General features: G+C 34.2%; 11 protein-coding genes and 1 pseudogene. 3 read left to right on the top strand and 9 right to left on the bottom strand.

Annotation, left to right across the window (positions count from 1 at the left end; genetic code table 11):
• Nucleotide 1: 1 nt before the first annotated feature.
• Genes moaA through FHQ18_RS12860 form a run of 3 tightly spaced genes read right to left on the bottom strand, consistent with a single transcriptional unit; the run spans nt 2 to nt 2,051 of the window.
• Complete coding sequence (moaA, locus tag FHQ18_RS07950; protein ID WP_149266637.1) at nt 2–991, bottom strand: GTP 3',8-cyclase MoaA; 990 nt, start codon at nt 989–991, stop codon at nt 2–4.
• Nucleotides 984–1,736: a twin-arginine translocase subunit TatC gene (gene tatC / locus FHQ18_RS07945; RefSeq protein ID WP_149266636.1), complete on the bottom strand. Its 753-nt coding sequence runs from the start codon at nt 1,734–1,736 to the stop codon at nt 984–986. The genes moaA and tatC overlap by 8 nt, the downstream gene beginning before the upstream one ends.
• Nucleotides 1,737–1,751: 15 nt before the next feature.
• Nucleotides 1,752–2,051: a twin-arginine translocase TatA/TatE family subunit gene (locus tag FHQ18_RS12860; protein ID WP_281285448.1), complete on the bottom strand. Its 300-nt coding sequence runs from the start codon at nt 2,049–2,051 to the stop codon at nt 1,752–1,754.
• Nucleotides 2,052–2,521: 470 nt separating this feature from the next.
• Between FHQ18_RS12860 and FHQ18_RS07935 the strand changes: the two genes are divergently transcribed.
• From FHQ18_RS07935 to FHQ18_RS07925, 3 genes are read left to right on the top strand one after another with little or no spacing between them, the layout of a single operon-like run.
• A complete protein-coding gene (locus FHQ18_RS07935) occupies nt 2,522–3,628 on the top strand; it encodes a class II glutamine amidotransferase domain-containing protein (protein ID WP_149266634.1) in 1,107 nt (368 codons plus the stop codon).
• Entirely contained in the window at nt 3,616–5,256 is a 1,641-nt protein-coding gene (locus FHQ18_RS07930; protein ID WP_149266633.1) for a glutamate synthase-related protein, read from the top strand. The genes FHQ18_RS07935 and FHQ18_RS07930 overlap by 13 nt, the downstream gene beginning before the upstream one ends.
• Before the next feature lie 11 nt (nt 5,257–5,267).
• Nucleotides 5,268–7,601, top strand: coding sequence for an FAD-dependent oxidoreductase (locus FHQ18_RS07925; protein WP_149266632.1), 2,334 nt, complete (start codon nt 5,268–5,270; stop codon nt 7,599–7,601).
• Nucleotides 7,602–7,721: 120 nt separating this feature from the next.
• On the opposite strand, the gene FHQ18_RS07920 is transcribed toward FHQ18_RS07925, so the two are convergent.
• The 6 genes and pseudogenes from FHQ18_RS07920 to FHQ18_RS07895 all read right to left on the bottom strand — a co-directional run bounded on the left by FHQ18_RS07920 (nt 7,722) and on the right by FHQ18_RS07895 (nt 14,657).
• Entirely contained in the window at nt 7,722–8,087 is a 366-nt protein-coding gene (locus FHQ18_RS07920; protein WP_149266631.1) for a four helix bundle protein, read from the bottom strand.
• Between the two features lie 214 nt (nt 8,088–8,301).
• Nucleotides 8,302–9,774, bottom strand: coding sequence for a glycosyltransferase family protein (locus FHQ18_RS07915; RefSeq protein ID WP_149266630.1), 1,473 nt, complete (start codon nt 9,772–9,774; stop codon nt 8,302–8,304).
• On the bottom strand, nt 9,728–10,288 hold the full coding sequence (locus FHQ18_RS07910) for an STT3 domain-containing protein (RefSeq protein WP_149266629.1): 561 nt from the start codon (nt 10,286–10,288) through the stop codon (nt 9,728–9,730). The genes FHQ18_RS07915 and FHQ18_RS07910 overlap by 47 nt, the downstream gene beginning before the upstream one ends.
• 708 nt (nt 10,289–10,996) lie before the next feature.
• Nucleotides 10,997–11,353: pseudogene (locus tag FHQ18_RS12915) on the bottom strand (ATP-binding protein); the annotation flags it as partial.
• Between the two features lie 36 nt (nt 11,354–11,389).
• Nucleotides 11,390–12,934: an ATP-binding protein gene (locus FHQ18_RS07900; protein ID WP_149266627.1), complete on the bottom strand. Its 1,545-nt coding sequence runs from the start codon at nt 12,932–12,934 to the stop codon at nt 11,390–11,392.
• A gap of 325 nt (nt 12,935–13,259) precedes the next feature.
• On the bottom strand, nt 13,260–14,657 hold the full coding sequence (locus tag FHQ18_RS07895) for an ATP-binding protein (protein ID WP_149266626.1): 1,398 nt from the start codon (nt 14,655–14,657) through the stop codon (nt 13,260–13,262).
• Nucleotides 14,658–14,718 lie beyond the last annotated feature (61 nt).

Genomic DNA, 14,718 nt, shown 5'->3' with positions numbered 1-14,718 from the left:
ATTATCCTCCAATTTCGGACATATGCCTGCCAAACCTTTTGTTTGCAAGGTCACAATCCACTGGATGCTTTTCAGCCTTTAAATGTAAGGAATCCTGAATAAGTTTTAAAAGCAATTCCGCATCAGAATTAATTATGGCAGGTTTTAAATCAATTTCATAATCACTGAGTAAACAGGGTCTCAACTTCCCATCTGCAGTTAATCTAAGCTTATCGCAAGTGGCACAAAAATGATTAGAAATAGGTGTAATGATCCCTATCTTTGCACCATTAGAAAGAAGATAATTATCAGATGGACCCGACAGATTCTCTTTTTCAAGATGTTTTAACTCGTATTTTTTTGAAATTTTTTCTAAAATCTCTTTTCCGGTAATTATATTTTCTTTTTTCCATTCCATCGAACTTTCTAGAGGCATAAACTCAATAAATCTTACATTCAAATCATTTTCTGCAGAAAATTCACAAAAATCAAGAATCTCATCATCATTAAACCCTTTTATTGCAACTACGTTAATCTTTATAGGTTTAAAACCGACTTCTTTTGCATACTTTATTGAATCAATTATAGCTTCCAAGTCAAATCCACCGGTAATAAACTCATACCTATCTTTTTTTAAAGAATCGAGACTAATATTTATGCGTCTTACACCTGCCTCATAAATATCTTTAGCAAACTTTTTTAAAAGTGAACCATTTGTAGTAAATGTAATATCCTGGATACCCTGTATTTTACCAAGCTCTCTAAAAAGATAGGTTATATTTTTTCTAACCAGAGGTTCACCGCCTGTAACCCTTACTTTTTTAATCCCTACCTCTGCAAGGGTTTTCACCACAAAAAGGATATCTTCATAACTCAGAATATCATTGTGCGACAACATCTTAAAACTATGTTGAGGCATACAATATTTACATTTGAAATTACATCTATCAGTTACAGAAATTCTCAAGTATTGATATTTTCTACCATATTTATCTACTAATATTTTATTCATAAATATCTTCTTTCTTTATTTCATCTTTTCTGCCAAAAATCTTCGCAACAAAAATACTAATTTCGTAAAGAAGAATAAGGGGCCCAGCCATCATCAACTGTGTAAAAACATCAGGAGGAGTAAGTATAGCAGCAGCTATAAAAATCATTACAATGGCATATCTTCTATATTTTCTCATCATTGAAGCAGTAACAATCCCCATCTTAGCAAGAAACAATGTGAAAACAGGTAACTCAAAAATTATCCCAAATCCCATAATTAGCCTTACTACAAAAGAAAGATACCACTGTATGGAAAGATTGGCTATTACATACCCCTTTGCATAACTCAAGAAAAACTGAAAACCAAAGGGGAACACAACATAATATGCAAAAACAGCACCAGTAAAAAACAGAAAGGATGATACAATCACAAAAGAGACTATATATCTTCTCTCATGAGCATAAAGACCAGGAGCCACAAATTTCCATAACTGATACAGAATAAAAGGCATACTGAAAAACACAGCCGCCATCAAAGAAAGTTTTAACTCGGTAAAAAAACCTTCAGTAAGCTTAATCATAGCAAGAGAAGATTTTTCTGGTAAAACCTTTACCAAAGGTGCTGTTACAAAATCAAAGATATATTTGCTCTGAGAATAACATACAATAAAAACTACCAGAACAACAATCAAGCTCTTAATAAGTCTACTTCTAAGCTCCTCAAGATGGGCTGTTAAAGGTAATTTTTCATCCACATTTGCCATAATCAACCTTACTTTTTAAGAATTTTTTGTATCATCATTTTTTTCTTCAGCAGAAGATGTCTCATTTGTGGAGGAAGTCTCTTCCTCCTCTAAAATAGCTTCTTCCCATTTTGATTGATAAATCTCTGTCAGAGATTCTTTCTTCTTTGGCTGTGTACTTGTGTCATTTAAATCCACATTAACCGCCTCTTTAAATTCATTTAGCGCCTTCTTAAACTCAGCATACCCTTTTCCAAGGGCTTTTGCCACCTCGGGCAACTTTTTAGGTCCAATAACTATCAAAGCTATCACCATAATCAAAATCAGTTCAGACATCCCAAAACCAAACATTTATCACCCTACATAATAAAATTTTTAACTTTTTAAAAATACTATATTTTTCACCCAAAAAAATCAAGAATATAATTAAGCTGACGTCACCCCATTTTCTTGCAAATATGGGGATATAAGGTAATAGGAGTAATAAAAGTTGTAAAGGTAGTATGGGTATTATGGGTAGTAAGGGTTGTATGTGTTGCAAAAGTATTATTGGTTGTACCTTAACCTTAACCTATTTTAAACCTTGAACGTTGAACATTGAACCTTGAACGTTGAACCTTGAACGTTGAACCTTGAACGTTGAACCTTGAACGTTGAACCTTGAACGTTGAACCTTGAACCTCAATAATCAACATTTATCACATATCAATTCATTTAAATTAGGTCTTCAAAATCTTTAACATTAAAAAATAAGGCTTGACACATATTTTATCTAATATTATAAGGTCATATGGGAGGTGTATACAATGTGCAGAATTGGTGCTATCAAATCAAAAAACTATCTACACCCATCAAAAGCCTTGTATTTAATGCGATCTCAGCAAAAAGGGCATGATAACTCAGGCTTTGCCATGGTTATGCAGGATCTTGGGGGAGTTTTTGAAAATTATAAAGATTTACCCATACTCTCTCTTGCATGTACTGATAGAGGGATGAAAATAGCTGACGATATACTTCACGAAGCCGGATTTGTAAGAATGATGCAGTGGACTCCTGAAGTGCATCCTAGAGATTGGCTTAAAATTGAACCTATGCCAAATTACATCTTTGAGGTAGTCCAATATCCAAAAAGTTATAAATATGCATCTAAAGATGAAAAAGAAGAGCTGCTTGTAGATATGCGTCTTAAAATCAGGCAAGCATTAGAAGAAAATCACGAAGGATATGTGTACTCATTCTGGCCTGATGTAATAACACTTAAAGAAATTGGTGATCCAACTGATATCGGTGAATATTTTGGTCTTTGGGAAGAAAATGATGAATTAAAAGCAAAGATTATTACTGCTCAATGTAGACAAAATACAAATTACGACATTGTAAGATACGCAGCACACCCATTTTTCCTACAAGGATACACAGCCTTAGCAAACGGGGAAAACACTTTTTATGAAAAAAACAAAAACTTTCAAGAAAAGCTTTACAAAGGATATATCGGTTTTGAATCAGATTCACAATGTTTTCTATATACCCTTCATTATATTCACAAGATATTGAAATGGCCTCTAATTTACTACAAACATGTAATTACACCTCTTCCATTTGAGGACATCGAAAAACGTGAAGATAGAGAAGTGTTGAAAAAAATCAGAGCTTCACTAGCTCATTTGGAAATAAATGGCCCAAATACCATTATAGGTGTACTGCCGGATGGTACACTTTTTACCTGCTGCGACTCTAAAAAATTACGACCAGTAGTTGTAGGATATACTGATGACACAGTAATCATTACCTCCGAAGTAACAGGAATAAATGAGCTTTTACCAGAGAGAAACTGGGAAAAAGATATCTATCCACATGAAAGAGAAATGGTGGTGATTAACAATAATCTGGAGGTCGAAAGATGGCAACAATGAGAGTGAACGAACTGGCAAAAGATGACTTTTTCTGGCAGATAGAATACAAACATGATAGATGCACTCTTTGCGGTAGATGTGTTGCTGCATGCCCATTCAAGGCTATCGAAGCAAGGGTTGAGCGCAGAAGAAAAGTAGTAAGTGATGATATCACTCCAAATCCAAAAGTAATTTTTCAAACCGTTCCTGTAATAAAACAGGTTGTAAACGAATATAATTTTTGTAGAGGATGTGGCATCTGTGAAAAGGTGTGTCCCAATGATGCAATTAGACCCGTTAGAAATCCTGACCATAGATTTCAAGCAAAATATAGATCCGTTACAGGAGATCCGTTTAAAAGAGGAGGAAGAAACAACCTTGTAACATCTGCTAGAACCCTTGATAAAATAAAGATTGGCCGTATATCTCAGATGACTGACCCATCCCTTGATGCACAAAGACATACTTTTGACTTGCTTGCACCTTTTGGTAGAGTACTACCTCCTCAGGAGATACCATTCGAAATAAAAGATGGTAAGCTCGTGGAGAGAGAACACACCCCTCCTGTAAGATGGATATATCCCATTATAATTGGGGATATGTCCATCGGGGCTCTCTCCTGGAGAATGTGGGAAGCCCTTGCCATAGCCACCGCCTACCTGAATGAAGAAGCAGGGATTCCTATCCGTATGTGTACTGGTGAAGGCGGTGTACCAGTAAGACTTTTGAAATCTCGGTATCTAAAATATATGATTTTACAAATAGCCTCCGGTCATTTCGGATGGAACAGGATTATCAATGCCATGCCAGAAATGGTAGAAGATCCAGCAGGAATACTTATAAAAATAGGTCAAGGGGCAAAACCAGGTGATGGTGGTTTACTTCAGGCTAAAAAGGTAGCAAAACACATTCAAGAAATTAGAGGAGTACCAAAAGCAGACCTCTTGAGCCCTCCAAACCACCAAGGGCTCTACTCAATAGAAGAAAGTGTACAAAAAATGTTTTTATCCTTTAATGCTGCATTTAAATTCAGGGTACCTGTTGCTATAAAAGTGGCTGCAAGTGCCACAAGTGTATCTGTTTATAACAATCTTTTGAGGGACCCATACAATATTGTGGGTGGATTTTTCTTAGATGGAATTGATGGAGGCACAGGCGCTGCCCACGAAATTTCTTTAGACCACACAGGACACCCCATTGTCTCAAAACTCAGAGATTGCTATCTTGCTGCGGTACATCAAGGAAAACAAGGACAAATCCCCCTCTGGGCAGCTGGCGGTATGGGTAAAGGGTGGAATCTTGCTGCAGATGCTTTCAAAATGATATGTCTTGGAGCAAACGGTATTTTTACAGGAAAGCTCATGCTCCAACTTGCTGGGTGTGTGGGAAATGATAATGGAAAATGTAATGCCTGCAATACAGGCTTATGCCCTGTGGGTATATGTACACAAAACCCTATCCTTGTAAAACGTCTTGATATAGATAAAGTGGCAGAAAATATTGTAAACTACTTTCTCTCCGTTGATCACGAATTGAAAAAACTTATGGCTCCTATTGGAAACAGTTCACTACCTGTTGGTCGCTCAGATGCCCTTATCGCCACAGATAAGGCTGTAGCTGACAGACTAAAAATTCAGTATGCATGCTAATGGGGGATAATATGAGCAAAGTTGCAAGAATAGATGGAATAGTTAACGGCAAAAGAATTTCCACTCAAAAATTACTTCAAGAAATATATAAAAAACTTGATGAGGGTTACACAGAGTTTGAAGTGTTTGGTTGCGGCCATCACGATATTGGTGGCCCACTTTGGGATAAAGAAGGGCGTCCTTTAAAATTTAAAATTACAAACCCTGGTCAGCGTGTGGGCTCAATGGGGATGCTAGGAACTCAAATCATCATTGAAGGTTCAGCTCCTGCAGATGTAGGATGGTTAAACGCAGGTGCTGAAATCATCCTGAAAGGGGATGGTGGAGATACTACTGCCCACTGTGCTGCCACAGGTAAAATCTACGTTGCTGGACGTGTGGGAACACGTTCTGGAGCTTTAATGAAGCACGACCCGAAATTTCCACCTCCTGAATTCTGGGTTTTGAAAAACACCGGTTCTTTTAGTTTTGAATTTATGGGTGGTGGTATAGCTGTCGTATGTGGATACGATTGTGAAGGGTATGAATCTGTCCTTGGAAAAAGAAGTTGCGTAGGTATGGTAGGTGGTACTGTCTATGTAAGGGGACCTGTGAAAGACTTAAGTGATGACGTATGGCTTATGGATCTGAATGACGCAGATATAGACTTCTTGAGCAAAGGGCTCAAAGAATTTTTAACAAAAATCGATAGGATGGAACTTTATAGTGAACTAACAGATTTTTCTAAATGGCAGAAGATAGTTGCAAAAACATACGAAGAACGACAATTAAAACTTCTGATTCCCGTAAAAGATTTTAGAGAACACAAATGGGTAGAAGGTGGTATTTTTGGCGACCTTATAGATGAAGATTATTATGTAGCTAATTTTGTTGAAAAAGGCGATTTAAGACTAAAATATCCAGAATGGAGAAATGCGAAATATTCAGCACCGTGTGAATATAATTGTCCTACCTATATACCTACTCAAAAAAGAATTTCACTGCTCAGACAAGGAAAAACAAAAGAAGCACTCGAACTTGTTCTTGATTACAGCCCATTTCCGGCATCGGTTTGCGGCCAAGTTTGTCCAAATCTTTGTATGGATGAATGTACCAGAAAATATGTTGATGTCCCTGTCAGAATAAAAGAGCTTGGATTACTCAGTAAAGATGTGGGTTTTGATATAAAACCTGCAGAGGAAAAAGATAAAAAAGTGGCAATAATCGGTTCTGGTGTTAGTGGTCTCACTGCTGCATGGCATTTAAGGAAAATGGGCTACAAAGTGGATATATATGAGAAAGACAAAGTAGTTGGTGGAAAACTTAAACAGGTAATCCCTTCAGACAGATTAAACCAAAAAATACTTGAAACTGAAATAAAAAGAGTATTAAACACCGGTGTCAATGTAAAAACTGAAATAGATGTAGATAAAAAGCTTTTTGAAAAGCTTACAAAGGAATATGATGCTGTAATTGTTGCAGTAGGTGCACATAATCCAGTTATTTTACCTGTGGAAGGGAAAGAACGCCTTGTCAAAGGGCTTGATTTCTTAAAAGCTGTAAATAGAGGTGAAACACCAAAAGTCGGTAAAAAAGTTGTTGTAATCGGAGCAGGTAATGCAGGAATGGATGTGGTACTCACAGCTTATAAACTTGGCGCTGAAGAAGTAGTGGCTTTAGATATTCAAAAGCCAGCAGCTTTTGAAAAAGAGATAGAACATGCCAAAAAGCTCGGTGCAAAGATTTTATGGCCAGCTTACACTGAAAAGATCGATGAAAAAGGGGTTTATCTGAAAGATGGACGATTCATTGAAGCAGATATGGTCATTGTATCCATTGGAGATAGACCAGATTTCTCATTCCTTCCTTCAGAATATCTTGATGAAAAAGGAAAAGTAAGACTAAACCAATATCTACAGTCAGAGGTAAATGAAAAGGTTTTTGTAGCTGGTGATGCCATAAAACTTGGTCTTTTCACTCATGCCATAGGGGATGGTAGAAAAGTTGCATTAAATATAGACAGGTTGCTCAGCGGCTTGCCACTTGATGACTTTAAAAAAGCACCAATGATACCACAAGATAAGGTAAAAAAAGAATACTACCCACTTTTTAATCCAATGGCAGTGATGGAAAAAGAACCAGAATTTGAAAAAGATAGATGCATGAGTTGTGGTTTTTGTAGGGATTGTGAAATGTGCAAAGATGTTTGTCCAGAGCAGGCCATTGTTAGAATTCAAAATCAGGATGGTACTTTTGAATACTACAGTGATCCGACCAAATGTATAGGGTGTGGAATCTGTGCAGGAGTCTGTCCATGCGGTATCTGGACAATGATTGACAACGTAGAAAAATACCTAGAAGCCTGAACGGGGTTTAATGTTCAATGTTCAATGTTCAACGTTCAACGTTCAATGTTCGGTTAAAGGTTCAATGTTTGAGTGATTAAAACCGCTCCGGGCTTTTTATGAAGCCCTGGGCGGTTTACTTTAGCATGATCTTGATGAGTTTCTTAAGTATCTAATAAACCCATTAATTAAATTTGCTATTTTATTACAATGATTGTACAATTTTTCAAACATCTTAGAGTCAATATATTCATTATCTAATGCAACATACAACAAACTTTTAACCTCTGAAACAGAACCTCTGGCTATCACTAAAAAGTGAATAAAATCTTTATTCGAATGTCTATCAAACCCCTCAGCAATATTAGACATTATTGAAACAGCAGCTCGCTGTATTTGATCTTTAAAACCATAGTCTTTAATATCTTTAAAATTCTCATAAACTATTTTCGCAAGTTCTCTTGCCTCTTTCCACGCTTTAATATCTTCGAACCTTTCAATCTTCATATTTTACTAACCTTGAACCTTGAACGTTGAACATCAAACCATTCCATTTGCTTCTTTCCAGGCCTCTATATCTTCAAACTTAGTAATCCTCATATTACTATCTTTCCAGCCATAACCTTCAATCTATACACACTCAACTTTGAACCTTGAACTTTGAACATTGAACTTTGAACCTTGAACATTGAACTTTGAACATTGAACCTTGAACTTTGAACTATTTCCGTACTCGAAAAACTCTAGCAAACGGAAAATTATTATAAACCTCTTCAAATAGCCTTTTGTCGTAATTACCTAAAATATAAATCTGATTAAAGTTTGAGTTATAATATTTATCATCACCAATTATCATATAATAAATAATCCCATCTTTAACAATAAGTTCAGCATTTAAGCCTTTTTTAAAAGAATAGCTTTTTCTTTGTGCGATTTTCCCGTTTACTGTAACAATAAATTGTTTTAGCGGTACTTTTTTGTTGATTATTCCCTTATTTGTATCAATTTTATTACCATCACAAAAAAATACATTTTTCTCAACTTTTTGACATGTCATAAGAGCTAAGATGACTTTTTCAGATTGTTTCTTTTTAAAATCGTAAGATCCAATAAAATTAAATGCCGCAAATTTGGAAATCATATCTTGAGTAAAAAGTAAATAATTATTCTCATTGACAGGTTTTCCATCAAAAGCATCTACATTCTTTACTATCTCTAGAGCTGAAATGTTATCTTCAATCAACTTTTTTATTTCATCCATTCCATAATTATCAAAATAAGATACATATTTATAAAGTTTGCTTTGATTGTCTGTAATAAAACTTTTTGCAATAAAATAAGTTTTTGGAGATCCTTGCGAACCTCCATCATGGTACACAGGAAAACCCACAATATCCTCTATAGCATATCCATAATCCCACCAGGACCAAATTGCCCCTTGAGGAAGTTTCTTGTTCATATTTATAAACGATTTAATAATATTTGGATTTATCGATGGCCTTGGAACATAATCAATGGCAGTTAAATTTTTTACAAACACAATCATCAAGACAAACAGTGATAATGCCCCAACTCCAACATATACTTTTTTGTCTTGAAGCTTCTCAGAACCCACTTTATAAACATAATCTATTAAAACACCTAAGCCAGCACCTGCAAAAGGTGCAAGAAACATTGCAAATCTGTTTGAACTTTTAAAAGAAAGTAATCCCAACAAAAACAGCGGAACAATCGATAAAAACCTTCTCCAGTTTAACACTCCAATCACTATAAATATAATTAAACCTAAAGCTGTTAATAAAGGAGAAGTCATAACATATCTTAAAACTTCCATCACAGGTTTATGCTGAGCTTCCGTAATCGTCTGCAATATATTTGGAAATCCAATCACATTTTCTTTTGATATTGTAAAATAATTTTTAATAAAACCAAATAAATTGAAAATTCCATAAAAGAAATATATAGGGTTACTGAAAATAAAATAAATAATTGCACTGTAGATTATTACTTTTCTTTGTTTTTTATAAACAAAAAGTAAAGCAATCAATACAACAAAGTATATTAATGTAAAACCTGGATGATAATACCACCAGTAGAAAAGAAGCATTGTAAATCCAGATAAAGCGGCGAAAATATAAGTCTTCTTATCATTTTCTGTTTTTCCTGCCAAATAAATAAATAAATAACGACGCAAGTGCAGGAAAAAATATATTTAAAAGGTCTGTATCAACACGCCCCATAGAGCTTCTTACAAAATACATATAACTGAAAGCACCTACAAAGCTACCTACAAGCCCACCAAAAGGAAAACCTACTAAATAAAAGTAAATAGACAAAGGTATGATAAAAAGGGATGCCAGGATTGGAATCAAATAAAGACCAGCATAATAGTAATTGCCACCTGTAAATGAAGAAAATTTTGCAACCAAAAAACTAAGTAAAGGAATTGGCTTCCGCCTTTTTTGACTGTCCGGATAATAGCGCAGAGTATCATTATCACTTTTATATATGCCTTTATCATACTCTTTTGCATATCTCAGCCAGTAATATGCATCTAGGGTGGTCATAGCAGGATACTTTTCTACAAAATATAAATTTTTCTTCTTTTTCCATTCACTGTACTGATTATATCTCACAAACGCTGAATAAAAGAAAATTGCAACAACAAGAAATAAAAAAAGAAAAAATAACCCATTTTTATTTGTCACTTCTCACCCCCATATAATACCTAAATATTACATCAATTTTTTATAGTCCTCAACAAATAAAAAGTAATTAGGAGTAATTTAATGGTTATTTGTAGTTATTTGTGGTTATTTGTGGTTAGTTGCGGTTAATAGTGGGTTACGTTTTACGATTAACGATTTAAGGAAATATGAAAACGTTGAAACGTTAACACGCTAAAACGTTACACACCTAAAAAGATAACATTGTTTTCCTTATGACTTTTTTCGTGCAACAGACTGATAATAATAACGATTTGCTTACTTTGTTTCATAAAAATTGGTGCACAAAATATTAAAACCGGAATCACCCTATTTTTTACAAAACTTTTTTTAATGAGTTTGTGGGGAAACATTTTTCGGGTTCAGGGTGTAGCACAAAAAAATAAACATCATCTCTTAAAATAACAAATAATAACTATTAAAATAACTCACAGGATGTATCCCAACACCATGTGCAACACCCTGAAAGTTCCCATAAAACTGCCATGGATGGCGGTTTTAGAGGAACTTGCCTCGAAACAAAACTGGACGTCCCAAAGAGAATAAGAAGAATGTTTTCCCATAAAAAAAATCAACATAATTTAATTTAAAACAGTTTCTGAAAAAAAAATGGGGGTTAATGTCAACATAAAAATTAACAAAATTGCCAATATAAAAGTTAACAAAAGTGTTAACTAATTTTATCTTTATTTTCCTCAAAATATCTTTTGACCCGTAAGATCTACCCACTATCTTTTCTACAACAGAATGATGCAGTAACATGTCTAAAATAGCATTGGCAATGGTAACATCTCCGAATATCTTATGCCATTTTGAAAATTCCTTATTGGTAGTTATTATAGTATTGCCTTTCTCATATCTTTTGTTAATAAGCTGAAAAAGTATTTTCCCTTCTTCTCTATTTATTGGCAGATAGCCTATTTCATCAATTATAAGAAGTTTGTACTTTGCATAATGTTTCAGCCTTGTTTCAAGCCTATTTTCTAAATGTGCCTTCTTCAAATTTTATAACAGTTCATAGCAGTTTATAAAATAAGTAGATATCCGAGGGTATTGCAAAAAAAAGTATTAAGGTTCAACGTTCTAACGTGTTAACGTCAACACATCAAACCCAACTATATTCCTCTCACTTTTGCTAAACTCCACACCTATTAGGTAGATATCCTTAACCTTACCAACATACTTCTCATAGTATCTCTTCTCTTTTATCTGCTGCAGCGCATTGCCTTCTGATGATAGCTCCACTACTTTAAATTCTATTATGTATGCTCTGTCTTTATATAAAACTGTAAGATCTATACTACCAGCATTCGTCGTATCTTCTGCCACTACATTAAACCCACTTGCCACAAAATAAGAATACACTATACTCGAATAATACCCCTCATAACCAGCAAGCTCATTCTTCCTGTACCAGTCAAAAGGAATTGATGCAAAAAAACTTCTAAATATCTCTCTTAACTTATCAAAATCATTCTCATCTATCGCATAATAAAGCCTGTTTTTATTCTTCTCAGTAAGTATCGTATCCTGAGACAGATAGCTTAAAAAATAATCATTAAAACTTATCTTTACCTCTCTATTAGGATAACTCAAAGTATATATCGCTCTATCATTTATTACCTTTTTATCTTTGATTGTCAGATAGCCAGTCTGAAATAGCAAATTCTCCGGATATATCGCATCTATATCAAAAGAACCCAATACCTTTTCACTTACATCAAGATGCTCCGCTTCAATTATATTAAATCTCTTTTCTGCTAACAATTTTATCAGAAATGTCGGTGTCCCTGTCTCAAACCAATAAGGGCGAAATTCCCCTTTATCCAAATACAAAAGTATATCAAACGGATTATATACACTCTCTCCTAGCCAGCTATAGCCATTGTACCACCTTCTTACTTCATCAAGATTTACACCTTCAAGTCTATCAAAAAACACTGTCTCAAGATCATGTTGCGTATATCCACATATTGTGGAATACTCTGCATCAAGGGTTATATCATTTAGCTGGTTTAGTCCGCTAAAAACTGACACCTTGCTAAATTTTGATACACCGGTTATAAATACAAACTTCAAAAATTCGTCAGCATCTTTGAGCACTGAGTAAAAATTCTTAAGCTCCTCCCTTATCTCTATTGCTGTCTCTCTATCCTCAATCCTGTCAAGTATCGGTTTGTCATACTCGTCTATCAAAACTACTACTTTTTGATCAAACTTCTCAGCAACCTTTTCTATTGCTTCAAAAAATTGCTCACTAACACCTTTCTTCTCATAGCTAATGCTATAATCTTTAGCTATATCAATTAGTAAAGAGTTAAACCTATTAAAAAGATTTTCTGCATCTTTTATCACTCCTGCACCAAAGCTGATCTTTATCACAGGGTATTTTGTGTCCCAATCCCAATTGTCCTCTAAATATAACCCTTTAAATAATTCTCTTTTACCTAAAAACGCATATCTTAATGTATCAAGAAACAAAGATTTACCAAATCTTCTTGGACGGGATAAGAAATAAAATTTTCCTTCATCCACTAGTTTTTTAACAAATATTGTTTTATCTACATAATACCAATTGCCTGTTCTAATTTCTTCAAAGCTTTGAATTCCAATGGGTAGCTTTTTCATTTTTTTACCTGCATAATTTATTATCCATATACTATTTTAAAGCTTTTCAAACCTCATTTCAAGACAATAAAAACGTTCTAACGTTCCAACGTTCCAACGTTCTAACGTTTTAACATTTTCTTATATTTCGTAAATCGTAATTCGGAAAACGTAACGCGTGATGAGTAAATGGGTAAATGGGTAGATGGGTAGACGGGGATGTTCAACGTTCAAAGTAGTTCAGGTTTAGGTTAAGGTTAAGGTTGAGGTTTTAATTTTGCATTTATCGCATTGTACATTCACTGTTCACTGTTCACCGTTTCAACGTTCTAACGTTCACACATTCCTACGTTCTAACGTCCTCCATATCATCAAGTCCAATTAGAATTACACTTGGGTTATTCATTGCAAATTTTATCATACTTTCTGTAAACCCACTTCTAGAAAAAAGTACGTAATATTTATTTGGCTTGTCAAATAATGCACTTTTTTCTATCAACTGATTAAGTACGGGCAAATCAACCTTCTTATTTTGCCATTTACATTCGCCAACAAGCAAATTTTCTTCATCGTATGCGACAATATCTATTTCTTCTTCTCTTTTTTTAACAGGATTATTACCCCACCATTTCCCAATTCTATCAAAAATAAAAGGTAATTTCCTCTGCTTGTTTAGAATTTTTAAATACTCAACAGCAATTTCTTCAAAAATTAAGCCAACATAACTATTCATATATGGTTTTATTTTGTTCTCAACAACATATTGAGGCATATCCTGCTCAATCAATCCCTTATTTTCAAAAACAAACCTATACCAGAACCTAAAAAAATTATCCTTTATTCTGTAAATGCTACTTCTGCTGCTTTTACCTATTTTCTCAGGTTTTAACTGCTCAACAATCCTCAATTCAATCAATGTTTTCAAGTATTTTGCAGTCTTACTTGTTTCAATACCAATTTTTGTTGCAATTTCATTTAATTTTGTACAACCACTGGCAATTGATTCCAGTATAGAATTATAGATTGATGGTTCTCTTAGCTCCTGTTTTAAAAGAAATTTTGGTTCTTCAAACAGGTATGATGATTTATCAAGTATCTTTGTTTTTATATTTTCATAAAGATCAATCTCTGGATCAAAAGTCACCAGATATTGAGGAGTACCACCAAAAACACTAAAAATATAAACCTGCTCTTCTATAGAAATTTTTGGAAAAAATTGTGTGCTTTCAAAAAATCGAAAAGGGATAATCTCCATCTGTGCAGTTCTTCTACCGTAAAGAGGACTTTTATACCCTAAAATCTCTCTTTCCATAAAACTTACGTAAGAACCACATACGATTAAAAACAATTTGGTGTTTTTCAAAAGGTGATCTATAAGTTTTTGCAGTGTAGAAGGGATATTTCTATTCGAATTTACCAGATATTGAAACTCATCAATAACTACTACCAATCTATTTTCTTTTGCTCTTTCACCTAAAAACAAAAAAGCATTCTCCCACGAATCAAAGCTCCCAAGCCCTTTTAAATTAAAATGAGCAAATATAGTACGCGAGAAGTTTTTTAGCGCTATTTCATCACTATATTCTTCAGCGACAAAGAATAATGACGGCTTCCTTTTACAAAACTCTGAAAGCAAAGCTGTTTTTCCAACCCTTCTTCTACCGTATATAACTACAAAATGAAATTTATCTTCACTGTAAAGCTCGTTCAATTTTTTTAATTCATAATCTCTTCCAATAAACATTTTTACCCCTATAATGCATTATATTATTTTTGCAGTAACTAACTTTATAGTTACTTACTCA

It is taken from the genome of Deferribacter autotrophicus (genome assembly GCF_008362905.1).
In the GTDB taxonomy this organism is placed as follows: domain Bacteria; phylum Chrysiogenota; class Deferribacteres; order Deferribacterales; family Deferribacteraceae; genus Deferribacter; species Deferribacter autotrophicus.
Note: the sequence above shows the minus strand (reverse complement) of the source record. Positions and strands in the feature narration are given on the sequence as shown.

Excerpts from the sequence above, each read along its gene's own strand:
- moaA (WP_149266637.1), bottom strand. The coding sequence starts at position 991 with ATGAATAAAATATTAGTAGATAAATATGGTAGAAAATATCAATACTTG.
- tatC (WP_149266636.1), bottom strand. The coding sequence starts at position 1,736 with ATGGCAAATGTGGATGAAAAATTACCTTTAACAGCCCATCTTGAGGAG.
- FHQ18_RS12860 (WP_281285448.1), bottom strand. The coding sequence starts at position 2,051 with ATGTCTGAACTGATTTTGATTATGGTGATAGCTTTGATAGTTATTGGA.
- FHQ18_RS07935 (WP_149266634.1), top strand. The coding sequence starts at position 2,522 with ATGTGCAGAATTGGTGCTATCAAATCAAAAAACTATCTACACCCATCA.
- FHQ18_RS07930 (WP_149266633.1), top strand. The coding sequence starts at position 3,616 with ATGGCAACAATGAGAGTGAACGAACTGGCAAAAGATGACTTTTTCTGG.
- FHQ18_RS07925 (WP_149266632.1), top strand. The coding sequence starts at position 5,268 with ATGAGCAAAGTTGCAAGAATAGATGGAATAGTTAACGGCAAAAGAATT.
- FHQ18_RS07920 (WP_149266631.1), bottom strand. The coding sequence starts at position 8,087 with ATGAAGATTGAAAGGTTCGAAGATATTAAAGCGTGGAAAGAGGCAAGA.
- FHQ18_RS07900 (WP_149266627.1), bottom strand. The coding sequence starts at position 12,934 with ATGAAAAAGCTACCCATTGGAATTCAAAGCTTTGAAGAAATTAGAACA.
- FHQ18_RS07895 (WP_149266626.1), bottom strand. The coding sequence starts at position 14,657 with ATGTTTATTGGAAGAGATTATGAATTAAAAAAATTGAACGAGCTTTAC.